Here is a 23046-nt window from a genome sequence, read left to right as displayed (position 1 = left end):
GATCAGTAATGCGCAAACCCCAACTCGTTTTCATCATCGCGCTCGCCGGAGGGCTCGCCGCCTGTGGTGAAACCTCCAGTCTGCAAGTCTCGGATGGCACAGGCCCCTCGCCCAAGCTGCCAGAACCGAATAAAACCCTGATCCCGACGGTGAACATCGCCCCGGCGATCGGCTGGCCTGAAGGCAAGAAACCCGTCGCCGCGACCGGGACTCAAGTGGCGGCGTTTGCCGAAGGCCTCGATCATCCGCGCTGGCTCTACGTATTACCAAACGGCGATGTGCTGGTGGCCGAAACCAACGCACCGCCCAAACCCGAAGATGGCCAAGGCATTCGCGGCTGGGTCATGGGCAAAGTCATGGGCCGTGCCGGTGCTGGCGTCCCCAGCCCGAACCGCATCACCCTGCTGCGGGACAAGGACCACGATGGCGTTGCCGAAACCCGCACGGTATTCCTGGAAAACCTCAATTCGCCCTTCGGCATGACCCTGGTCGGCAATGACCTGTACGTCGCCGACACTGATCGCCTGCTGCGTTTCCACTATGAAAACGGTGAGACGGCGATCAAGTCGCAGCCCATCAAGGTGGTCGACCTGCCGGGCGGCACGCTGAATCATCACTGGACCAAAAACGTCATCGCCAGCAAGGATGGCAGCAAGCTGTACGTCACCGTGGGCTCGAATAGCAACGTCGGTGAAAACGGCATGGATCAGGAGGAAGGTCGCGCGGCGATCTGGGAAGTGGATCGCGCCACCAGCAATCATCGAATCTTCGCCTCGGGGATTCGCAATCCAAACGGTCTGGCCTGGGAACCGCAGAGCGGCGCACTGTGGACAGCCGTCAACGAGCGTGACGAAATCGGCAGCGACCTGGTGCCGGACTACATCACATCCGTGAAGGATGGCGGGTTCTACGGCTGGCCCTACAGCTATTACGGCCAGCACGTCGACATTCGCGTCGAGCCGCAAAACCCCGATCTGGTGGCCAAGGCGATTGCACCGGACTACGCGGTGGGGCCGCATACCGCGTCACTGGGCCTGACGTTCGCCGAAGGCAGCAAGTTGCCCGCGCCGTTCACCCAAGGCGCCTTCATCGGCCAACACGGCTCGTGGAACCGCAAGCCGCACAGCGGCTATAAAGTGATTTTCGTGCCGTTCACCGCCGGCAAACCGACCGGGCAGCCGGTGGATGTGCTCACCGGCTTCCTCACTGACGACGAAAAAGCCATGGGCCGGCCGGTGGGTGTTGTGATCGATCAGCAAGGCGGCTTGCTGGTGGCGGATGATGTGGGAAACAAGGTGTGGCGCGTTTCCGCAGCTAAATAACTGCAACCCATATCACCTGTGGGAGCGAGCCTGCTCGCGATGGGGTCAGCACATTCAACAACGATGTTGTCTGACGCACCGCTATCGCGAGCAGGCTCGCTCCCACAGGGATCAGCGTTTACGACAGAACGTCAACCTATCGCCCGACGGTAACAGCCACAGATCCACACGCGAGTCATCCCTCAAGCGAGCGGTCCTGACAACTTCCACTACGGATTATGTGCCAAATGCTCAGGTTGCAAGACGCGCTTGGCACTCAGGTAGGCTTTCTGCCAGTAAGCCTTGGACAAGCTGTCCAGCTTGACCGTGCCGCCCGTGGCCGGCGCGTGGACGAAGCGGCCTTCGCCAACGTAGATACCGGCGTGGCTGACCTGGGAGCCGCCATTGGTGGCGAAGAAAATCAGGTCGCCGGTTTGCAGGCCTTCCTTGCCGACACTGGGGGCTTGCATGCCGATCATCTCGCGGGTGGAGCGCGGCAAGGAAATGCCGGCGACATCGCGATACACATAACCGATCAGACCGCTGCAATCGAATCCGGAATCCGGCGTGTTGCCACCCCAGCGATAAGGTGTTCCCACCAGGCCCAGCGCGCGAAACAGCACGTCTTCTGCCGCAGGGGAAAAGGCTTGGGAAGGACCGAAAACAATGGGAGCGCGAACCACCGGCGCAGGTGGCGGTGTGCGGCTGGCGCAGGCGCTGAGCAACGCTGCGAAGAATATGAGTGTGAGGCGGGCCGACATCGTCATAAACAGAACATCCTGATCTGGCTGCGGCTTTTTCCACCAAAAAGGCAGAAAAGAAAACCGCCTGCGCAGAACGCAGGCGGTTTGCCATCAATAATAGATCAGGATTCTAGCGGCTACGTGGCAAACTTCAAGTAAGACTTTAAGTTCGCCTTATAAACTGTCCGCTTACTTGCGAGCCGTGACGATAGCCGGGGCCGCAGTCGGCGCCATCGCGAGTGCGCGCTTGGCTTCGATGAAGGTTTTGCTCCAGTAGCTGTCGCCCAGACTATCAATCCGGACACCACCGCTTTTGCGGCTGCTGGAGTGGATGAACTGGTTGTCACCCAGGTAGATCCCGGCGTGACTGACACGACCGCGACGACCATTGGTGGCGAAGAACAGCAGGTCACCCGGTTTGAGGGCGCTGCGAGCAACCAGAGGAGCGTCAACATTGATCATTTCGCGGGTGGAGCGCGGCAGGTTCATGCCGGCCTCTTCACGAAACAGATAACCAATGAAGCCGCTGCAGTCGAAGCCGGCCTCAGAGGTGCCGCCGAAACGGTAACGGGTACCGATCAGAGACATGCCACGTTCGAGGATGCTGTCGGCGAGAACCGGAAGCTGGTACGACTTGCCGCCGGCGAAGTCTGCCAGTTCTTTATCGGTGACTAGCTCTTCCTGGAAAAGAACGGAAGAAGACTGCGCGGTAACTGAATTTGAAACCTGCTGTTTTGGCTCTTGCTGGGACACTGGAGAGTGGGCAGCGCAACCGAACAACAGGGTGACGAGTGCGAGAGGCACGAGGGGTGCGAAGCGATTTAGCATGGGCACGACCGTGGCTGATAGTTTCTAAAGAAGCCGCGACTATGCCCGCTATCGACCTCATTTGCAAATTCAATCGATCTGTATGTGACTTTTCGGTTTCTCGTTTACATCTAAGCGCTTAAGCCCATTTTGAACCTTTGCGCAGCCTGCCCTCTTGCAGGAAAGCGGGTTTGTTGACGCCTGGAATATGCCGAAACCTGCGTAAAACCTGCGCTTGATCAGGTTTTTACCAACCCAGCGTTTCTTTCAGGAACGGGATTGTCAGCTTTCGCTGAGCTTGAAGGGAGGCCTGATCGAGGCGTTCAAGCAGCTCGAAAAGCGCACTCATGCTGCGGGTACCGCGGGTCAAGATAAAATGCCCGACTTCATCGGTCAGGTGCAGGCCGCGACGGGATGCGCGCAACTGCAAGGCACGCAATTTGTCTTCGTCAGAGAGTGGGCGCATCTGGAAGATGAGTGCCAGTGTCAGCCGCGACTTGAGGTCTGCCAGCTTCACCGGTAGTTCACGCGGGGATGTCGAGGCGGCAATCAGCAGACGCCGGCCGCTGTCACGCAGGCGATTGAACAGATGGAACAGCGCCTCTTCCCAATCCGCCTTGCCGGCGACCGCCTGCAGATCGTCCAGGCAGACCAGTTCGTATTGTTCGAGGTTATCGAGGATTTCAATGCCGCGGTCCAGCAACTCGGCCAACGGCAGGTACACCGCCGGTTCCCCCAGTTGTTCGAAGCGCAGACACGCCGCCTGCAACAAATGCGTGCGCCCTACCCCGTCTTTGCCCCAGAGGTAAATCAGGCTTTCCGTCCAGCCGGCGTCGGCTTCGCAGAGCCGCTCGACATAGCCGAGTGCAGCGGCATTGGCGCCTGGGTAGTAATTGATAAAGGTAGCGTCATCACGCAGACGCACACCTAGGGGCAGCTGAATCGGTTTCATGCTGACTGAACAGTTCCAAAGGAACCGTTAGTGGCCTCTGTGTAAAGTTTGCGAAGTTTATACCCGTGAGGCTGACCGCACAATGCGACAGACCACAAGCAAAATCAAAGGTTTGCGTTAGGGGGCGCTCTCAATTAGTTTTCCCGCCGCGCCGGGTCTGCTGTTGTGCAGGGCAAGGCGCGAGAAGCGTGGTTTGGTCATTCCAAATAAGCTTCGAGCAACGCAGCCCTGCACAACAGCAGGCCCGGCCCTTCGGGTTGTGCCTTAAAGCGGGCCAGGCTGCGTTGCAGGCCTTGGAAAGGGAACAACCATTCCCAGCGGCCTGCGCCTTGCCTGGCCCGCTTTAAGGCGACAACGCGGCGGGAAAACTAATTGAGAGCGCCCCCTGATGCACTGGTTTTATGACAGTTTCTTTGGCGGCGCATGTGACAGCCGCACGAGGGATACGGGCAAACCTGGCACGAAACCAGGCTGCCTGCCATGAGCGATCAAAAACCCTTACAGCGCGGATTCGTCGACACCACCATAGATATCCGAATCCTTATACAAATCATGTACGTGACGCACCAGGACCATGATCACCGCCGCCACCGGCAACGCCAGCAACACACCGGTAAAACCAAACAGCTCGCCGCCGGCCAGGATGGCGAAGATCACTGCCACCGGATGCAGGCCGATCCGGTCTCCCACCAGCAACGGCGTCAGGACCATGCCTTCCAGCGCCTGGCCGACCATGAACACCGCGACAATACCGATCATGGGATACAAATCGCCACCGAACTGGAACAGACCGGCAATCAATGCCGCACCAATCCCGATGACGAACCCCATGTACGGCACGATCGCCGCCAACCCGGCAATCAGACCGATCAACAGCCCCAGCTCCAGCCCGACGATCATCAAGCCTGCGGCATAGATCACGCCCAGCGCCAGCATCACCAGCAACTGCCCGCGCACGAAGGCCCCGAGCACTTCATGGCATTCTCCCGCCAAGGTCATGACGCGCTCTTCACGATCACGGGGCAGCAGGCTGCGGATCTTGGCCATCATCAGATCCCAGTCGCGCAACAGATAAAAGCTCACCACCGGAATCAGCACCAGATTGGCCAGCAAGCCAATCAGTGCAAGACCTGAGGCCGTCGCTTGACTCAGCACCACGCCGACCACATCGGTGGTCTGGCCCATGTGCTCGCTGAACGCCGCCTTGAGCTTGTCGAATTTCCAGAAGCCGTCCGACAACCCCATCTTCGATTGCGCCCACGGCACGGCGGTGTGCTGCAACCAGTCGAGCATTTGCGGCGCCAGTTCATACAAGCGAAACAGTTGCTTGGCGAGCATCGGCACCAACACCAACAGCAACGCGGTGACGAGCAATGTGAACAAGGCAAACACCGCCACCACACCCCAGGTCCGTGAAAGGCCGTACTTTTCCAGACGATCCACCAGCGGGTCGAACAGATAAGCCAGCAACAGCGCCACCAAAAAAGGCGTCAGGATCGGGTGCAACAGGTAAACAAACGCGCAAAGCAGGACCACCCCACCGAGCCAGAACCAACGCCGTGTATCGGCCATGTACCACTCCTGCTTCTATATAAAGAAAAACTACCAGCGAAAACGTAACAGTGGTGTCGGTGCCGGGGCTGGCGCTACGGCCGGTGTCGAGCCAGCAACCACGGGCTGAACAGGCACCGTTGGAGCCGGCGCCTCACCGGCCGGAATTTCCTGCAACCTGCCCAAAGACAACTGCGCCCGCAGCTGATCGGGGCTGCCGTTGACCCGATAAAGCACGCGGTCGCCGTCGACACTTTGCAGGCGTGCGCCAAAAGGCTCCAGCAAACGCCCGAGCGTTGCATAACGCTCCAGGCTCATCCCTTGCACTTCCAGCAATTGCTCGCTCGAAGCGCCCGGTTTGGCGGCAAAACGCGGCGCCAGGCGTTGACTGACCGCCAGCATCACCGCATCGGCCAGCGCGGCGGTATCGGCGCCCTGCACGCTACCGGCTTCTTTCTGATCGCCCAACCATAAACGCCACTTGGCTTGCCATTGGCCACCCTCTTCACGGGCATGCACCGCCAGCAAGGCATCGGCATTGTAACGGTCGGATGCTCCTTGCAGCGGCGCAGGGTCTGCACTTTCCAGATTCGGCGCAGTGGCGACAATCTGCTCGTTCAGGTCCGCCAGCGGCAAACGCAGCGGCAGACCACGATGTTGCGCCGCTCGAAGCAGTGGTGTGGCGCTGGCCTGGCCATCGCCGACCAGGCTCGAACCTTCAGTGGAATCGTTCAACCACCAGCCGAGGATCGACGGCCGATTGGCACCCCACACAGCCAACCCGGCACGCCGCAAGGCCTGTTCGGTGGTGGCCGGGTCGAAATCGACTTTCAGCACTTGCGGTGGCCCGGCGTCATATCCGAACTGACTGATGATCTGCTGAGGGTCTTTGCGCACGGTCGCCAGACCCGGGCTCTGCGCCGCCTTTGGGTCGCCAGTCAGGCGCAACACCAACGTATCCAGCGCCCGCTGAGTCGCCTGATCGCGCTCCTCCGGTGTCTGGCTGCTGACGGGCTCGCGCACTTGATAGAGGCCTTTGACGGTTTCGGCATAACCGGTCAGGCTGGCCATGGTTAAACAGCCGACGAACAAGAATTTAAGAAAACGCATAAAAAGATTCCTGACGACAAGAGCGGCTGGAACAGACCGCGTGAAGATGATTGAACCAAGGGTCTGTTGACCACACATTCAAGCAAAACATTCACCCGATTCCGGTAAGTTTTCGCACTGTCATAACGATAGACGGTTAATGTCGATACCTTATACAGCCATCCGGGATGCCACCAACACGGGCAATATCGGTTTTTTTAACGCGATATGCCCCTGCCCGTCGGTACGAGGATGGCCGCTGCCCCTCAAGCCTGATAAAATCGCGCGCCTTCGCAGACCGGCAACAGCCGGGCACCCTGAAATTCGCGGATGGCACTCGCCTTCGTCTGTTTCGGCGGTCCCACTGGACTCGGTCGTTACCCCTGAATCCCCCCTAAAGGCCTGGATCATGAGCAAGCAACCCTCCCTGAGCTACAAGGACGCCGGTGTAGACATCGACGCCGGTGAAGCATTGGTCGAACGCATCAAGAGCGTCGCCAAGCGCACTGCGCGCCCGGAAGTCATGGGCGGCCTGGGCGGTTTCGGCGCCCTCTGCGAAATCCCGGCCGGTTACAAACAACCGGTACTGGTCTCGGGCACTGACGGCGTCGGCACCAAGCTGCGCCTGGCGCTGAACCTGAACAAGCACGACAGCATCGGCATCGACCTGGTTGCCATGTGCGTGAACGACCTGGTGGTCTGCGGTGCCGAGCCGCTGTTCTTCCTCGACTACTACGCCACCGGCAAACTGAACGTCGAAACCGCGACCCAGGTCGTGACCGGCATCGGCGCTGGCTGTGAACTGTCCGGCTGCTCCCTGGTCGGCGGCGAAACCGCTGAAATGCCGGGCATGTACGAAGGCGAAGACTATGACCTGGCCGGCTTCTGCGTCGGCGTCGTGGAAAAGTCTGAAATCATCGACGGTTCCAAAGTCGCTGCAGGCGATGCCCTGCTCGCCCTGCCGTCTTCCGGCCCGCACTCCAACGGCTACTCGCTGATCCGCAAGATCATCGAAGTGTCCGGTGCAGACATCGAAAATATCCAGCTCGACGGCAAACCGCTGACCGACCTGCTGATGGCCCCGACCCGCATCTACGTGAAGCCGCTGCTCAAGCTGATCAAGGAAACCGGCGCCGTCAAAGCCATGGCCCACATCACCGGTGGTGGCCTGCTGGACAACATCCCGCGCGTTCTGCCAAAAGGCGCACAAGCGGTGGTTGACGTTGCAAGCTGGACTCGCCCTGCCGTGTTCGACTGGCTGCAAGAGAAAGGCAATGTCGACGAAAACGAAATGCATCGCGTGTTGAACTGCGGCGTCGGCATGGTTATCTGCATTGCTCAAGAGCACGTTGAAACTGCGCTGAACGTATTGCGTGAAGCCGGCGAGCAACCTTGGGTCATCGGTCAGATCGCCACCGCAGCCGAAGGCGCGGCCCAGGTTGAACTGAAGAACCTCAAGGCTCATTGATGTCCCAGACCTGTGATGTGGTGGTGCTGTTGTCCGGCACTGGCAGTAACTTGCAGGCCTTGATCGACAGCACGCGGACCGGCGACAGCCCGGCCCGCATCGCTGCGGTGATCTCCAACCGCGCCGACGCCTACGGCCTGCAACGCGCCAGGGACGCGGGTATCGACACCCGCACCCTGGATCACAAGGCTTTCGAAGGTCGCGAGGCCTTCGATGCCGCGCTGATCGAACTGATCGACGCCTTCAACCCCAAACTCGTGGTACTGGCCGGCTTCATGCGCATTCTCAGCGCTGACTTCGTGCGCCACTATCAGGGTCGCCTGCTCAATATCCATCCCTCGCTGCTGCCCAAATACAAAGGGTTACACACCCATCAGCGCGCGCTGGAGGCCGGCGACACTGAACACGGCTGTTCCGTGCACTTCGTCACCGAGGAACTCGATGGCGGACCACTGGTCGTACAGGCAGTAATACCGGTAGAGTTGCACGATTCGCCGCAGAGTCTGGCGCAGCGAGTCCATACCCAGGAACACCTGATCTACCCGATGGCCGTACGCTGGTTTGCCGAAGGTCGTTTATCACTCGGTGAACAAGGTGCTTTACTGGACGGACAGTTACTCGCGGCCAGCGGCCACTTGATTCGAACCTAGGAGATTTTATGCGTCGCGCCCTGCTCTTCGCTTGCGCTCTGCTCGCCCTGCCGTTTGCGCAGGCCGCAGACCTTCAACCTTTCTCCGCCAGCTACACCGCCGACTGGAAGCAGTTGCCCATGAGCGGCACCGCCGAACGCAGCCTGACCAAGGGAGCCAACGGCGTCTGGAAACTCAGCTTCAAGGCATCGATGATGATCGCCAGCCTGACCGAAGAAAGCACCCTGACCCTGGACAAGGACACGCTGCTGCCGCAGTCCTACCATTTCGAACGTGGTGGCCTGGGCAAAGCCAAGAAGGCTGATCTGGACTTCGACTGGACCAACAAAATGGTCACCGGCACCGATCGTGGTGACGCCGTCAAGCTTCCACTCAACCGCGGCATGGTCGACAAGTCCACCTATCAACTGGCGCTGCAGCATGACGTGGCCGCCGGCAAGAAAAGCATGAGCTATCAGGTCGTCGATGACGGCGAAGTCGATACCTATGACTTCCGCGTGCTGGGTTCGGAAAAAGTCGACACCAAGGCTGGCCAGATCGATGCGATCAAGGTCGAGCGCGTGCGCGACCCGACTCAAAGCAAGCGCATCACCGTCCTGTGGTTCGCCAAGGACTGGGATTACCTGCTGGTCCGTCTGCAACAGGTCGAAACCGACGGCAAGGAGTACAACATCATGCTCCTCGACGGTACGGTCAACGGCAAGACGGTCAAAGGCAGCTGATCCGCACCAACATGAAAGCCCCGCAAACGCGGGGCTTTTTTTCGCCTGGCATTTGGTTGGGCGAGAGAGCGATCAGCGCACGGTAAAGCGTTGCTGGGCCAGCAGACGGTCGCCCTGGAACACCATGAAACGCCATTCACCGGGAACGACTTCATGGCTTTCGGTGAACTCATACGCCATCACATCCTGCGGAGCACCGGGTACCAGTTTTTGAGTCACTTCCAGTTTGTCGTGACGCACGCCATCCGGAGTACGAATGCCCGGCGTGAAATAGAGCAACGTCAGCGGCTGGTCTTCGGCGACCTTGCCAGCCAACTGGTAACGCATACCGAATTTGGTGCCGAGTTTGGCGGGGACGATTTCGGTTTGCTGGATCTGTTCATTGCTGCGGCGCAAAACTCGCTCGCCCGATTGCAGTTCGGCTTTGGGGCCAGCGAACACGCCGTATTCCACTGGGCCTTCGACGCGGACTTCGGCACTGGCCAGACTACTGACAAACATCATTGCGGCCAAGGCGGCTAAACGGGTGAGGTGCATGGTGCGCTCCTTGATTGAGATGAGCGCGAGGGTATGACGCCGGGGTGACAGGACGATGACAACCTTGGGTCCAAACACAATCCTGTGGCGAGGGGGCTTGCCCCCTCGCCACAGATGTTGTGGTCACTTCGCGACAGCATTAGGCAAGATCCCCCAACAAGAAAGTGGAACGCGAATTTGAAGGGATGCTCTATAACTTCAGGGTCTTTTTTGATCGAATGACTTTTCCCACTGTCTGCGAGGTTTCTTATGACTGTTACCGTCAATACCGTCTCCGCCGAAGGTTTTCGTCACAGCGTCCAGATCGATGACCACGAACTCTTTGCCGATGTGCCGAAAACCTCTGGCGGCGAAGGCACCGCACCTGAACCCCACGACTACTTCGATGCAGCCCTCGGTGCCTGTAAGGCCCTGACGCTGAAAATGTACGCCAGGAAAAAGAACATCCCGCTGACGGGCGTCGAGGTTGAGGTCACGCGCGACAACAGTGAAGAGCAGAAAGGCAAATACGCCCTGAACGTCGAACTCACGCTCAAGGGTGTGCTCACCGACGCCCAGCGTGACGAACTGCACCGCGTGGCCGACCGCTGCCCGGTACACAAGCTGATGACCACCTCCGAAGTCAGCATCGAAACCTATCTGTCCGAAGGTGCGTTCAGCCAATAGCGGCAAGGGCTGCGCAAGCGGGTTATGCTCCGTGCGTCACCCGCTCAGCCTGGAATGCACCATGCACACGCCACTCGTGATTCGCCCTCGCGCCGAAGATGTCGAAGGCCAGCCAATTCTTCGCCCGTTGCCCTCAGCCAAATGCCGCAACGTCGGACCTTTCGTGTTTTTCGACCACATGCTCGAAACCCGTTATCCGGCGGGCAAAGGCATGAACATCCGTCAGCATCCACACATCGGCCTATCCACCCTCACCTACCTGTTCGAAGGGCAAATCCAGCACAAGGACAGCCTCGGCTCCGATCAGGTGGTAAATGCCGGTGATGTCAGCTGGATGACGGCGGGCAGCGCCATTGCCCACGTCGAACGCACACCCGAACCATTGAAAGACAGCGGTTTTACGATGCACGGCTTACAGATCTGGCTGGCTTCGCCCAAGGATCGTGAACACGGTCCGGGACATTACAGTCACCACCCGGCTGCCACGCTGCCCGTCAGCGATAACCTTGGCGTGAAGATACGGATGATCGCGGGGTCAGGCTTTTGCCTCGAATCGCCGGTCCCGGTGCTTTCTCCTACGCTGTATGCCGAATTGAACCTGCAAACGGCGACCACATTGCTGATTCCCACCGAGCATGAAGAACGAGCACTGTATGTGCTGAGCGGTGAAGCGCAACTGGATGGCGAGCTGCTGGAACCGCACTCGCTGGTGGTGTTGCCGGCCGGAGAAGAGATGACACTGTTCGCCGAGAGCGACTGTCATGCCGTGCTGTTTGGCGGCGCGCCGCTGGATGGGCCACGACGGATCAACTGGAATTTCGTGGCCAGTGATCCGGCATTGATCGATGAAGCGCGTCGGCGCTGGGCGGCCGGGGATTGGCCGACAGTGCCAGGGGAAAGTGAGCGGATCGAACTGCCGAAACACCGAAGCCCGCCAACGCCCCTGTAATTGATCGGCTGATCGTTCCCACGCTCTGCGTGGTTGCAGCCCGTGACGCTCCGCGTCCCTAGAGGCATTCCCACGCAGAACGTGGGAACGATCAAAAAACCCGCCGAAGCGGGTTTTTTTACAACGCGGTTAAACCGACAGTTCAACCAGCAGCTTGTTCAGACGGCGCACATAAGCGGCCGGGTCTTTCAAGCTGTCGCCGGCCGCCAGGGCCGCCTGATCGAACAGAATGTGCGACAGGTCGCCGAAGCGCTCGTCGCTCTGCTCGTTGTCGAGTTTCTCGATCAGCGGGTGAGCCGGGTTGAATTCGAAGATCGGCTTCGAATCCGGAACCTTCTGACCGCTGGCTTCCAGGATCTGACGCATTTGCAGGCCCAGGTCCTGCTCGCCGATGGCCAGAATCGCCGGGGAATCGGTCAGACGATGGGACACCCGCACTTCAGCAACAGAGTCGCCCAATGCCGTCTTCAGACGCTCAACCAGGCCTTCTTTGGACTTGGCGACTTCTTCTGCGGCTTTCTTGTCTTCTTCCGAATCCAGATTACCGAGGTCCAGGTCACCGCGTGCCACGTCGACAAAGCTCTTGCCGTCGAAGTCGTTGAGGTAGCTCATCAGCCACTCGTCGATGCGGTCGGTCAGCAGCAGCACTTCGATGCCTTTCTTGCGGAAGACTTCCAGGTGCGGGCTGTTTTTGACTTGTGCGTAGGTTTCGCCAGTCAGGTAGTAGATCTTGTCCTGACCTTCCTTGGCGCGGGCCAGGTAGTCGGCCAGACCTACAACTTGCTCGCCGTCGTCGCCCTGAGTGGACGCGAAACGCAGCAGGCCAGCAATTTTCTCTTTGTTGGCGAAGTCTTCTGCCGGGCCTTCTTTCATGACCTGACCGAAGTTCTTCCAGAAGCCTTTGTATTGCTCAGGCTCGTTCTTCGCCAGTTTTTCCAGCATGTCCAGAACGCGCTTGGTCAGCGCCGACTTCATGGAATCGATGATCGGGTCTTTCTGCAGGATTTCCCGCGACACGTTCAACGACAGGTCGTTGGAGTCGACCACGCCTTTGATGAAGCGCAGGTACAGCGGCAGGAACGACTCGGCCTGATCCATGACGAACACACGCTGCACGTACAGCTTCAGGCCTTTCGGCGCTTCACGCTGGTACAGATCGAACGGAGCACGGGTCGGCACATAAAGCAGCGAGGTGTACTCGAGCTTGCCTTCGACCTTGTTGTGGCTCCAGCTCAGCGGGTTTTCAAAATCGTGAGCAACGTGCTTGTAGAACTCCTGGTATTCCTCGTCCTTTACTTCAGTGCGAGGGCGAGTCCACAGGGCGCTGGCGCGGTTGACGGTTTCCCATTCAACGGCAGGCTTGTCTTCACCTTCAACGGCTGCCACTTCTTTGGGCAACTCGATCGGCAAGGCGATGTGGTCGGAATACTTCTTGATGATGTTGCGCAGACGCCAGCCATCGGCGAATTCGTCTTCACCGGATTTCAGGTGCAGGACAATGCGCGTACCACGGTCAGCCTTCTCGACGGTGGCGATTTCGAATTCGCCTTCGCCTTTGGACGACCAGTGCACGCCTTCGCTGGCAGCGAGGCCGGCACGGCGACTGAATACGTCAACTTTATCGGCAACGATGAAGGCCGAGTAAAAACCGACACCGAATTGACCGATCAGGTGCGAGTCTTTTTTCTGATCGCCAGACAGGTGTTTCATGAAATCGGCAGTGCCGGACTTGGCGATGGTGCCCAGATGGGTCACCGCGTCTTCACGGCTCATGCCGATGCCGTTGTCTTCAAGGGTGACGGTTTTAGCGTCTTTGTCGAAGCTCACACGGATCTTCAGTTCCGCGCCACCTTCCAGCAAGTCAGGCTTGGCGAGGGCTTCAAAGCGTAATTTATCGACAGCGTCAGAGGCGTTCGAGATCAATTCGCGAAGGAAAATTTCCTTGTTGGAATACAGCGAATGGATCATGAGGTGCAGCAGTTGCTTCACCTCGGTCTGGAAGCCCAGGGTTTCCTTTTGAGTTTCCACACTCATGGTCATCAAACTCCAATCAGATGGCATAAGCCGCGACCTTGAGGTCGACGGCGGGTTGTCCTCAGAGTTGGGGGCTGAGATCAGGATTTCAAGGGCTCTTCGATTTTGAAGTGAGCGCGGGCCGTGGCAATGGGCTCGGCCTCAGTGCTTTGCCAAGCGGTAATCGCCACGTTTGCCACCCGCCGCCCCTGTCGGCACACCTGGCATCTGGCCCAGGTATCGCGAAACTGCCCCGCGCGCAGGTAGTCGAGGGAAAAGTCGATAATCTTCGGCACGCCGGGTGAGCCGGTGAAGATCAGCAGGTGCAGTGCCGCCGAGAGTTCCATGAACCCGGCAATCACCCCGCCATGAATCGCCGGCAATAAAGGATTACCAATGTTGTCCTTGTTGGCCGGCAGGCGAAACAGCAGCTCATCCCCGACACGCGAACATTCGACGCCGATCAGTCTGGCGTAAGGAATCAGGTGCAGCAGCGAGGCGTAGTCCCCTTGGGCATGGGCCTGTTGAAGCTGTTCCTTGAACGTGTCGGTCATTTCGCCCCTCCAGCAATGACGCCGCCAAAACCTTTAGTGCCTTTAATGCCCTTGCCCATGCGCATGAAGGTACCCACCGCATGGGCGATGGGCTGCTCGGGGTCGTCCTGATAGGCAAAACCGCGCGCGAAGATGACGTCGGTGGTCACTCGGTAGCATTGGGCGAAGCCGTACACGTCCTTGTGCGGCTCGGCGGCATGCATGTAGTCGATGCGCAAGTCGAGCGTCGGACAGACTTCGAATTCGGGCAGCACGCAAAGGGTAGCCATGCCACAGGCGGTGTCCATCAGCGAGGTCAAGGCTCCGCCATGAATCACCTCGGTTTGCGGGTTACCGACGATCTGCGGGCTGTACGGCAGAATCACCGTCAATCCTTCGCTGCTGGCGCTGTGAACGCGCATGCCGAGTACCTGACAATGCCGCAACGCCGACAGGAATCGCGTCGCACGCTCAAAAACGGGGTTTTCGGCCATTGGATTAAACTCTTCTTAGTGTCTGGGCAAAGTAGCAGGCAAGAAGGAAAAAGTTCCGCTGCAAAACAAACTTATATATCTGTGCGAATTGAGGAACTTAACCCTATTCGCCGTGCTCGAAAGGCCAGTAGATATTTTCCATCAGGAGAAACACCCCATGCGTAAGACTTTAGCTATTGCCTTGATGTTGACCGCTTCCCTCGGTCTCGCTGCCTGCGATAAAAAATCCGAGGACAAAGCTCAAGATGCTAACCAACATGCCGAGCAAGCTCAGGAAAAAATGAGCGAAGCTCAGGATAAAGTGAACGAGGCAGCAAAAGAAAACGCTGAAGCTGCCAAAGCTCAGGCCGAATCGAACGCAGCAGCGACAAAAGAAGCCGCGCCAGAAGCACCTAAAAACTAAAAGCGTTTTTAGTGATAAAAGAAAACCCGCCAAGTGCGGGTTTTCTTTTATCTGCGGCTTTTGTTTGCAATGCAGTATTAGATCAAAATCGTCCTAAAAGTCGGACTAATCATCAGCAACAACGAACACACTAAGCCGACGAACCACACCAGGCTGCGCTGCCAGGCCAAGTCCGCCCAATAGCACAACAGATATATGATGCGCGCGATCACAAAGACGATCGCCAGCGTATCGATCAGCCATCCCGCCGTCTGCGTGGTATGCGCCATCAACACCCCCACCGCAAAGATCATGAACGCCTCGAAACTGTTCTGATGGGCCGCCAATGCACGGGCACCGAAGCCTGTAAGTTGCGCCTGCTGTTGGCGCGGCAGGTGATTGTTGTAACCACCCTGCTCGTTCATGGCTTTGGCCACCGGGATCTTTGCCAGGAAAATCAACAATGCACTGATAAACACACACCAGAACGGAATACTCATCAAGCAACCTCCTTGTTAACTTCAGGCAATGGCGCCTCTGTGGGGGTATAGACCATCACATCGAGAACGTCGGAGTGAAACTCGCGGCGATACAGCACCAGCACGACGCCGGCACTCATCAACATGAACAACCAGGGACTGACGAACCACGCCAGCATGGTCATGCCGAAGTAATAGGAACGCAGACCGAAGTTGAACTGGTTGGCCGCCATGGAAATGACACGTGCCGCTCGGGAAGCAAAGGCTTTACGCTCTTGCTCGGACACATGGCGCTCTCCGATCATCGGTGCCGAGCCCACGAGAATGGCCGCAAAGTTGTACTGACGCATGCACCAGCTGAACGTAAAGAACGCATAGACAAACACCAGCGCCAGGCACAACAACTTGATCTCCGACATGCCCTGGGAAGCCTGTTGCACCATCGGGATATCCGCCAGTAACGACACGGCTCTGTCGGACGCACCCAATACCGTGAGAATACCGGCCAGGATAATCAGCGTGCTGGAAGCGAAGAACGAGGCATTGCGCTCCAGGTTACCGATCACACTGGCATCGGCAATGCGGTTGTCGCGCAACAGCATGCGGCGCATCCAGTCTTCGCGATACAGGTGCAACACGCTGGCCAGGCACGCGGTGTCGCGGCCTTTCCATGTCGCGTAACGGGTGTAGCCACCCCAGCAGATGACAAACCAGAGCGCGGCGAGGATGTGGATCAGATTGGCGTGGATGAACGACATGCAGGTCCTTGTGGTGCGTTTTCGGAGAACTGAAACCTGTGGGAGCGAGCCTGCTCGCGATGGCGGTAGATCAGCCAACATATCACTTGAATGTAAAGCCGCCATCGCAAGTGGGCTCGATCCCACATTAGATTTGGCAATGCTTCGACGTTAGCGCAAGGAAAAAGACACTGCATCACACGCATAAAAAATGCCCCGTATCGATTGATACGGGGCATTTCCATTTTTGCCAGGACTCAGCGCAAGGCCCGCTTATGGCAGGCCATGAAGCCGCTTAAGCCAGCGCTTCTTCGCGCTTGCCCAACAGACGATCGCAGACCACCGCGACCACCAGGGTCATGACCGCCGGCACCAGCCACGCCAGACCCTGCTCGCTCAGTGGCAGGTGAGTCAGCTGGGTCGGCATCCAATCGGCCAGACCGGCGCCCTTGAGGGCATCGATCAGACCGAAGATGAACGACACCAGCATCACCGGACCGACGATGCGGCCCTGCTCATGCCAGAAGTCCTTGCAGAAGCTCAGCGCTATCAGGGCGATGCACGGCGGGTAGATGGCGGTCAGCACCGGGATCGAGAACGCGATCAGCTTGGTGAGGCCCAGATTGGACACCAACAGGGAGAACGCAGCCAGGATGATCACCAGCGTCTTGTAGGACAGTGGCAGTACACGGCTGAAGTATTCGGCACAAGCGCACGTCAGACCGACCGCTGTCACCAGGCAGGCCAGGGAGATCAGCACCGCAAGGAAACCGCTGCCCAACGAACCAAACGTGTGTTGAACATACGCGTGCAATACCGCCGCGCCATTGGCAGCACCAGCCGCCACTTCATGGCTGCCCGAACCGAGACGGAACAGACTGACGTAAACCAGCGCCAGGCCCACGCCGGCAATCAGACCGGCGATGATCGCGTAACGGGTGATCAGCGCTGGTGATTCCACGCCACGGGAGCGGATCGCATTGACAATGACAATGCCGAATACCAGCGCACCCAGGGTATCCATGGTCAGGTAACCATTGATAAAGCCCTGGGAGAACGGTGCAGCGACATATTCAGGCGTGGCCACGCCGATATCACCGGCCGGCAACGCAAACGCGGCGATGCCAAGAACGGCCAGGGCGATGATCTTCAGCGGTGCAAGGAAACGTCCTACGGTGTCGAGCAGGCGGCCCGGGTAGAGCGAGATGAAGAACACCACCAGGAAGTACACCGAGCTATAGAGAAACAACGCCAGCGGGCTCTCGCCAGTCAGCGGCGCCAGGCCCACTTCGAACGACACGGTCGCGGTACGTGGCGTTGCGAACAACGGGCCTACAGCGAGGTAGCACGCAGCTGCCAGCAGGCCACCGGCGACTTTACCGATCGGGCTGCTCAAGGCATCCATTGCACCACCGACCTTGGCCAGGGCGACAACGGTGATCACCGGCAAACCAACCGCGGTGATCAGAAAACCCAGCGCCGCCATCCAGACATTAGGCCCGGACTGCAAACCGACGATAGGCGGGAAGATGATGTTGCCAGCCCCGACGAACAGAGCAAATGTCATAAAACCCAGTGCCAGGATGTCCTGGCCTTTCAACACTTTCATTAAGGAAATACCACACTACTGAATCGGAATTTAGAGAGGGATTTCCCTTATGGGTGAGGGAAATGCTGTCGGCCCGTATAGGACTAACCCGTTTAGCGCGTCGCTGCCTTGTGGGCCGCGGACGCAAAAATGGCTGCTAGCCTAACGAATTTACACGACAAACGCACTGTTACAGGGCGAACTATCCGATACGCGACATTTCAATGTCGCGTTTACATACCTAATTTTCCTACCTTGGCACAGATCGTTCCCACGCAGAGCGTGGGAACGATCACCCGGAAACGACAAAGGCCACCCGAAGGTGGCCTTTGTCTGGCGAAGCGTCAGTTAAGCGCGAGGCTTACTTGACAGCCCAACCGGTCAGCTCGGCCAGGGCCTTGCCGATGTCTGCCAGCGAACGCACGGTTTTAACGCCTGCGTCTTGCAGAGCAGCGAATTTCTCGTCTGCAGTGCCTTTGCCGCCAGAGATGATTGCGCCAGCATGGCCCATGCGCTTGCCCGGAGGAGCAGTCACACCAGCGATGTAGGAAACAACCGGTTTGGTCACGTGTGCCTTGATGTAGGCAGCCGCTTCTTCTTCAGCCGAACCGCCGATCTCGCCGATCATCACGATCGCTTCGGTCTTCGGGTCTTCCTGGAACAGCTTCAGGATATCGATGAAGTTCGAACCCGGGATCGGGTCACCACCGATGCCGACGCAAGTCGACTGACCGAAACCGGCATCAGTAGTCTGCTTCACAGCTTCGTAGGTCAGGGTGCCGGAACGGGAAACGATACCGACCTTGCCTGGCAAGTGAATGTGACCTGGCATGATGCCGATCTTGCATTCGCCTGGAGTGATCACGCCTGGGCAGTTAGGACCGATCAGGACTACGCCCAGCTCGTCGCACTTGACCTTGGCATCCAGCATGTCCAGGGTAGGAATGCCTTCAGTGATGCAAACGATCAGCTTGATGCCGCCGAAGGCTGCTTCCAGGATGGAGTCCTTGCAGAAAGGAGCTGGAACGTAGATCACGCTGGCGGTGGCGCCAGTGGCAGCTACAGCGTCTTTCACGGTGTTGAACACTGGCAGACCCAGGTGCTCGGTGCCGCCTTTGCCAGGAGTTACGCCACCAACCATCTTGGTGCCGTATTCGATGGCTTGCTGGGTGTGGAAACTACCTTGCGAACCGGTAATACCCTGGCAGATAACTTTGGTGTCTTTATTGATCAGGACGCTCATTATTTGCCCTCCGCAGCTTTGACAACTTGTTGAGCAGCGTCGGTCAGGCTGGTAGCAGCGATGATGTTCAAACCGCTTTCTGCCAGTACTTTAGCGCCCAGCTCAGCGTTGTTGCCTTCAAGGCGAACAACAACCGGGATTTTCACGCCGACTTCTTTCACTGCGCCGATGATGCCTTCGGCAATCATGTCGCAACGAACGATGCCGCCGAAGATGTTGACCAATACTGCAGCGACGTTAGTGTCGGACAGGATGATCTTGAACGCTTCGGTTACGCGTTCTTTGGTAGCACCGCCGCCCACGTCGAGGAAGTTGGCTGGTTTGCCGCCATGCAGGTTGACGATGTCCATGGTACCCATGGCCAGGCCAGCACCGTTGACCATGCAACCGATGTTGCCTTCCAGTGCTACGTAGTTCAGTTCGAACTTGGCAGCGTGCGCTTCGCGCGGATCGTCTTGCGACGGATCGTGGAAAGTCTTCAGCTTAGGCTGACGGTACATGGCGTTGGCGTCGATGTTGATCTTGGCGTCGAGGCAATGCAGATCGCCGTCAGCCTTGATCACCAGCGGGTTCACTTCCAGCAGAGCCAGGTCGTGATCCTTGAACAGCTTGGCCAGACCTACGAAGATCTTGGCGAACTGAGCAACTTGCTTGCCTTCCAGACCCAGCTGGAATGCCAGCTCGCGACCCTGGAATGGCTGAGCGCCAACCAGTGGATCGATAGTGGCTTTCAGAATTTTTTCTGGAGTGTCGTGAGCGATTTTCTCGATGTCCACGCCACCTTCGGTGGAAGCCATGAACACGATGCGACGGCTCGAACGGTCAACGACAGCGCCCAGGTACAGCTCTTTAGCGATATCAGTGCACGATTCAACCAGGATCTTGGTGACTGGCTGGCCATTGGCATCAGTCTGGTAAGTCACCAGACGCTTGCCCAACCACTGTTGAGCGAATGCTTTGGCGTCTTCTTTGCTGCGAACCAGCTTTACGCCGCCCGCTTTACCGCGACCACCAGCGTGGACCTGGGCTTTGACAACCCACTCGGTGCCGCCGATTTTGTCGCAAGCTTCTGCTGCTGCTTCCGGGGTGTCTACTGCGTAGCCGGTGGAAACTGGCAGGCCGTATTCAGCGAACAGCTGCTTACCCTGATACTCGTGAAGATTCATGCTTATTACCGTCTTCGTTAGGTACTGCGCATTCGGTGCTGCACCGTTCTGGTGCCGCACCACCTGTGACTGCTGCTTGCGTAGCTTTCCAGTTACCCGGTGCAGCTACGCAAGACTGCGTCCAGCGGACATTCCGCGGTGAGTCTTGCACGCAAGGCTCACGACGGGCCGTACCGCCGTGGTTTCTTATTGTCTTAACGCTTCTTGCGGTTGGCGATGTGGATGGCGCCGCCATTCACAGCCAAAGCTGCTTCGTGCAAGGCTTCAGACAGGGTCGGATGGGAGAAAACCATCATGCCCAGGTCTTCAGCGCTGGTGCCGAATTCCATACCGATCGCGCCCTGCTGAACCAGTTCTGCAGCGCTCGGGCCAATCACGTGGACGCCCAATACGCGGTCAGTCTTGGCATCGGCAATGACTTTCACGAAACCGCCGGTGTCGTTGGCTGCCATGGCACGGCCACTGGCTGCGAACGGGAAGGTGCCAACGTTAACTTCAACGCCTTCAGCCTTCAAGGTCTGCTCGGTTTTGCCGACCCACGCGATTTCCGGGTGAGTATAAATAACTGACGGGATCAAGTCATAGTTCATCTGGGCTTTGTGGCCCTTGATGCGCTCGACAACCATGATGCCCTCTTCCGAGGCCTTGTGTGCCAGCATCATGCCGCGAACCACGTCACCGATGGCGTAAACGCCCGGTACAGTGGTGGCGCAGTGATCGTCAACGTGCACGAAACCGCGCTCGTCCAGGGTGACACCGCAATCGGCAGCCAGCAGATCAGTGGTCACCGGACGGCGACCAACGGCTACGATCAGCTTGTCGAAAGTGATGTTCTGTTCGCCGTTGGCATCGGTGTAGTTCACAACGACTTCGTCGCCGTTCACTTTGGAACCGGTAACGCGAGCGCCCAGCTTGATGTCCAGACCTTGTTTGGTCAGGGTTTTCAGCGCTTCCTTGGAAACGGCAGCGTCAGCGGCCATCAGGAAGGTGTCCAGCGCTTCAAGAACAGTCACTTCTGCGCCCAGACGGGACCAGACCGAACCCAGTTCCAGACCGATCACGCCAGCGCCAATCACGCCCAGACGTTTTGGAACCGATTGGAATTCCAGCGCGCCAGTCGAATCAACAATCACATTCTGGTCGACAGGAGCCGGTGGAATGTCGATCGGACGCGAACCTGGAGCCAGAATCACGTTCTCGGCTTCAATGATTTCTACCGAACCGTCAGGCTTGGTGACTTCGACTTTCTTGCCGGCCAGCAGTTTGCCGTGGCCCTGGATCGAGGTCACACCGTTTGCCTTGAACAGGGTGGCAACACCCGAGGTCAGGCCTTTGACGATGTTGGCTTTACGGCCGACCATTGCTGGCACGTCCATGGTCACGCCAGCGTGGTTGATACCGTGGATCGCGAAGCCGTCTTGAGCTTCGTGGAACTTCCAGGAGCTGTCCAGCAGCGCCTTGGATGGAATGCAACCGACGTTCAGGCAAGTACCGCCGAGGGCCAGTTTGCCTTCCTTGTCGGTGTATTTCTCGATGCAGGCAGTGGAGAGGCCCAATTGCGCTGCTTTAATGGCAGCCACGTAGCCGCCAGGGCCCGCGCCAATCACTACCACGTCGAATTTCTGAGTCATGTGTCATTCCTTCTCGAATCAAACCGGACGGCCCCTTTTGGGGACCGTCGTGGGACGAAGCTGGTCATTACAGAAGGGCCGTCCATCGCTGAGCGGCCCGTGCAACGAAATCAGATATCCAGCAGCAAACGAGCCGGGTCTTCCAGCAGGTTCTTGATGGTAACCAGGAAGGTCACAGCTTCTTTGCCGTCGATCAAACGGTGATCGTAGGACAGAGCCAGGTACATCATCGGACGGATAACGACCTGGCCGTTGATCGCCATAGGACGCTGCAGAATGTTGTGCATGCCCAGGATGGCCGCTTGTGGCGGGTTGACGATCGGAGTCGACATCATCGAACCGAAGGTACCACCGTTGGTGATGGTGAACGTACCACCGGTCATTTCGTCCATCGACAGCTTGCCGTCACGAGCCTTCTTGCCGAAGGTGGCGATGCCGCCTTCGATTTCAGCCAGGCTCATCAGTTCGGCGTTACGCAGAACCGGTACAACCAGGCCGCGGTCGCTGGAAACAGCAACACCGACGTCGGCGTAGCCGTGGTAAACGATGTCAGCACCGTCGATCGACGCGTTGACAGCCGGGAAGCGTTTCAGCGCTTCGGTGGCAGCCTTGACGAAGAACGACATGAAGCCCAGGCGCACGCCGTTGTGGGACTTCTCGAACAGATCCTTGTACTTCGAACGCAGGGCCATGACTTCGGTCATGTCGACTTCGTTGAAAGTGGTCAGCATTGCCATGTTCGATTGAGCTTCAACCAGACGCTTGGCAACGGTGGCCCGCACGCGGGTCATCGGTACGCGCTTCTCGATGCGATCGCCGGCAGCGAACACTGGAGCAGCAGCGGCAGGCGCAGCAGCCTTGGCAGGCGCGGCAGCCGGAGCGGCTTTCTTGGCAGCTACAGCGGCAACAACGTCTTCCTTGGTCACACGACCGCCTTTGCCAGTACCGGCAACGGAAGCGATGTTGATGCCGTTTTCTTCAGCCAGCTTGCGAGCAGCCGGTGCAGCAACAGGATCGTCTTCGCCCGCTTCGGCAGGAGCAGCGGCAGCGGCAGGTGCAGCAGCGGCGGCAGGAGCAGCGGCGGCAGCACTGCCCTCACCGATGGAGCCCAGAACTTCGTCGGACAGAACGGTGTCGCCTTCGTTCTTGACGATAGCGCCCAGCACGCCATCAGCGGTGGCCAACACTTCCAGTACGACTTTGTCAGTTTCGATGTCGACGATCAGTTCGTCACGCTTGACGGCGTCGCCCGGTTTTTTGTGCCAGGTGGCAACGGTGCCATCGGCAACCGATTCCGGGAAAGTGGGGGCTTTGATTTCGATAGCCATTATCTGTGGGTCCTTAA

General features: G+C 58.3%; 23 protein-coding genes. 7 read left to right on the top strand and 16 right to left on the bottom strand.

The window, feature by feature from the left end:
- Positions 1–8: 8 nt before the first annotated feature.
- Positions 9–1322 carry a PQQ-dependent sugar dehydrogenase gene (locus IB250_RS23555; protein WP_192345763.1) on the top strand — a complete coding sequence of 438 codons (1314 nt, stop codon included), beginning with the start codon at positions 9–11 and terminating at the stop codon, positions 1320–1322.
- A 209-nt stretch (positions 1323–1531) separates the two neighbouring features.
- On the opposite strand, the gene IB250_RS23550 is transcribed toward IB250_RS23555, so the two are convergent.
- The 5 genes from IB250_RS23550 to IB250_RS23530 form a co-directional block, all read right to left on the bottom strand.
- The gene (locus IB250_RS23550) at positions 1532–2068 is read right to left on the bottom strand and encodes a C40 family peptidase (RefSeq protein WP_063342954.1); all 537 of its coding nucleotides are present in this window, start codon (positions 2066–2068) and stop codon (positions 1532–1534) included.
- A 165-nt stretch (positions 2069–2233) separates the two neighbouring features.
- Entirely contained in the window at positions 2234–2872 is a 639-nt protein-coding gene (locus tag IB250_RS23545) for a C40 family peptidase (RefSeq protein WP_123496155.1), read from the bottom strand.
- Positions 2873–3098: 226 nt separating this feature from the next.
- On the bottom strand, positions 3099–3803 hold the full coding sequence (gene hda, locus IB250_RS23540; protein WP_007898944.1) for a DnaA regulatory inactivator Hda: 705 nt from the start codon (positions 3801–3803) through the stop codon (positions 3099–3101).
- A gap of 498 nt (positions 3804–4301) precedes the next feature.
- On the bottom strand, positions 4302–5375 hold the full coding sequence (locus IB250_RS23535; RefSeq protein ID WP_192345762.1) for an AI-2E family transporter: 1074 nt from the start codon (positions 5373–5375) through the stop codon (positions 4302–4304).
- Between the two features lie 30 nt (positions 5376–5405).
- Complete coding sequence (locus IB250_RS23530; protein WP_192345761.1) at positions 5406–6464, bottom strand: DUF2066 domain-containing protein; 1059 nt, start codon at positions 6462–6464, stop codon at positions 5406–5408.
- A gap of 388 nt (positions 6465–6852) precedes the next feature.
- Here IB250_RS23530 and purM point away from each other — a divergent pair, with 388 nt between their 5' ends.
- From purM to IB250_RS23515, 3 genes are read left to right on the top strand one after another with little or no spacing between them, the layout of a single operon-like run.
- Positions 6853–7911: a phosphoribosylformylglycinamidine cyclo-ligase gene (gene purM, locus IB250_RS23525; RefSeq protein ID WP_192345760.1), complete on the top strand. Its 1059-nt coding sequence runs from the start codon at positions 6853–6855 to the stop codon at positions 7909–7911.
- A complete protein-coding gene (gene purN, locus IB250_RS23520; RefSeq protein WP_018925121.1) occupies positions 7911–8561 on the top strand; it encodes a phosphoribosylglycinamide formyltransferase in 651 nt (216 codons plus the stop codon). The genes purM and purN overlap by 1 nt, the downstream gene beginning before the upstream one ends.
- An 8-nt stretch (positions 8562–8569) precedes the next feature.
- Positions 8570–9283, top strand: coding sequence for a DUF3108 domain-containing protein (locus IB250_RS23515; protein WP_123496149.1), 714 nt, complete (start codon positions 8570–8572; stop codon positions 9281–9283).
- Positions 9284–9355: 72 nt separating this feature from the next.
- Here the strand turns inward: IB250_RS23515 and IB250_RS23510 are convergent, their stop codons facing one another.
- Positions 9356–9820, bottom strand: a complete 465-nt coding sequence (locus tag IB250_RS23510; protein ID WP_192345759.1) for a DUF3859 domain-containing protein — start codon at positions 9818–9820, stop codon at positions 9356–9358.
- Positions 9821–10069: 249 nt separating this feature from the next.
- Here IB250_RS23510 and IB250_RS23505 point away from each other — a divergent pair, with 249 nt between their 5' ends.
- Complete coding sequence (locus tag IB250_RS23505) at positions 10070–10486, top strand: OsmC family protein (protein WP_192345758.1); 417 nt, start codon at positions 10070–10072, stop codon at positions 10484–10486.
- 61 nt (positions 10487–10547) lie between these two features.
- Positions 10548–11435: a pirin family protein gene (locus tag IB250_RS23500; protein WP_192345757.1), complete on the top strand. Its 888-nt coding sequence runs from the start codon at positions 10548–10550 to the stop codon at positions 11433–11435.
- 129 nt (positions 11436–11564) lie between these two features.
- On the opposite strand, the gene htpG is transcribed toward IB250_RS23500, so the two are convergent.
- The 3 genes from htpG to IB250_RS23485 form a co-directional block, all read right to left on the bottom strand.
- Positions 11565–13469, bottom strand: a complete 1905-nt coding sequence (gene htpG / locus IB250_RS23495) for a molecular chaperone HtpG (RefSeq protein ID WP_123496661.1) — start codon at positions 13467–13469, stop codon at positions 11565–11567.
- An 80-nt stretch (positions 13470–13549) separates the two neighbouring features.
- Positions 13550–14002, bottom strand: a complete 453-nt coding sequence (locus IB250_RS23490) for a PaaI family thioesterase (protein ID WP_008071489.1) — start codon at positions 14000–14002, stop codon at positions 13550–13552.
- Positions 13999–14475 carry a PaaI family thioesterase gene (locus IB250_RS23485; RefSeq protein ID WP_192345756.1) on the bottom strand — a complete coding sequence of 159 codons (477 nt, stop codon included), beginning with the start codon at positions 14473–14475 and terminating at the stop codon, positions 13999–14001. The genes IB250_RS23490 and IB250_RS23485 overlap by 4 nt, the downstream gene beginning before the upstream one ends.
- A gap of 157 nt (positions 14476–14632) precedes the next feature.
- On the opposite strand from IB250_RS23485, the gene IB250_RS23480 reads away from it, so the two are divergent.
- A complete protein-coding gene (locus tag IB250_RS23480) occupies positions 14633–14878 on the top strand; it encodes a hypothetical protein (protein ID WP_123496139.1) in 246 nt (81 codons plus the stop codon).
- Between the two features lie 77 nt (positions 14879–14955).
- Here IB250_RS23480 and IB250_RS23475 read toward each other — a convergent pair whose 3' ends face one another.
- The 7 genes from IB250_RS23475 to odhB all read right to left on the bottom strand — a co-directional run bounded on the left by IB250_RS23475 (position 14956) and on the right by odhB (position 23029).
- Positions 14956–15357 carry an MAPEG family protein gene (locus IB250_RS23475; RefSeq protein ID WP_192345755.1) on the bottom strand — a complete coding sequence of 134 codons (402 nt, stop codon included), beginning with the start codon at positions 15355–15357 and terminating at the stop codon, positions 14956–14958.
- Complete coding sequence (locus tag IB250_RS23470) at positions 15357–16094, bottom strand: DUF599 domain-containing protein (RefSeq protein WP_192345754.1); 738 nt, start codon at positions 16092–16094, stop codon at positions 15357–15359. The genes IB250_RS23475 and IB250_RS23470 overlap by 1 nt, the downstream gene beginning before the upstream one ends.
- Positions 16095–16368: 274 nt before the next feature.
- Positions 16369–17682 (bottom strand): branched-chain amino acid transport system II carrier protein, encoded by a 1314-nt coding sequence (brnQ, locus tag IB250_RS23465; protein ID WP_192345753.1) that lies wholly within the window; start codon positions 17680–17682, stop codon positions 16369–16371.
- A 340-nt stretch (positions 17683–18022) separates the two neighbouring features.
- Positions 18023–18904, bottom strand: a complete 882-nt coding sequence (sucD, locus tag IB250_RS23460) for a succinate--CoA ligase subunit alpha (protein ID WP_007919877.1) — start codon at positions 18902–18904, stop codon at positions 18023–18025.
- On the bottom strand, positions 18904–20070 hold the full coding sequence (sucC, locus tag IB250_RS23455) for an ADP-forming succinate--CoA ligase subunit beta (RefSeq protein ID WP_007898980.1): 1167 nt from the start codon (positions 20068–20070) through the stop codon (positions 18904–18906). The genes sucD and sucC overlap by 1 nt, the downstream gene beginning before the upstream one ends.
- A 194-nt stretch (positions 20071–20264) precedes the next feature.
- Positions 20265–21701 carry a dihydrolipoyl dehydrogenase gene (gene lpdA, locus IB250_RS23450; RefSeq protein ID WP_007898983.1) on the bottom strand — a complete coding sequence of 479 codons (1437 nt, stop codon included), beginning with the start codon at positions 21699–21701 and terminating at the stop codon, positions 20265–20267.
- A 110-nt stretch (positions 21702–21811) separates the two neighbouring features.
- Complete coding sequence (odhB, locus tag IB250_RS23445) at positions 21812–23029, bottom strand: 2-oxoglutarate dehydrogenase complex dihydrolipoyllysine-residue succinyltransferase (RefSeq protein ID WP_008071474.1); 1218 nt, start codon at positions 23027–23029, stop codon at positions 21812–21814.
- Between the last annotated feature and the right edge of the window lie 17 nt (positions 23030–23046).

The sequence above is a fragment of the Pseudomonas sp. PDM09 genome, from assembly GCF_014852305.1.
Lineage (GTDB): Bacteria > Pseudomonadota > Gammaproteobacteria > Pseudomonadales > Pseudomonadaceae > Aquipseudomonas.
This window is presented reverse-complemented; position numbering and strand designations above follow the sequence as displayed.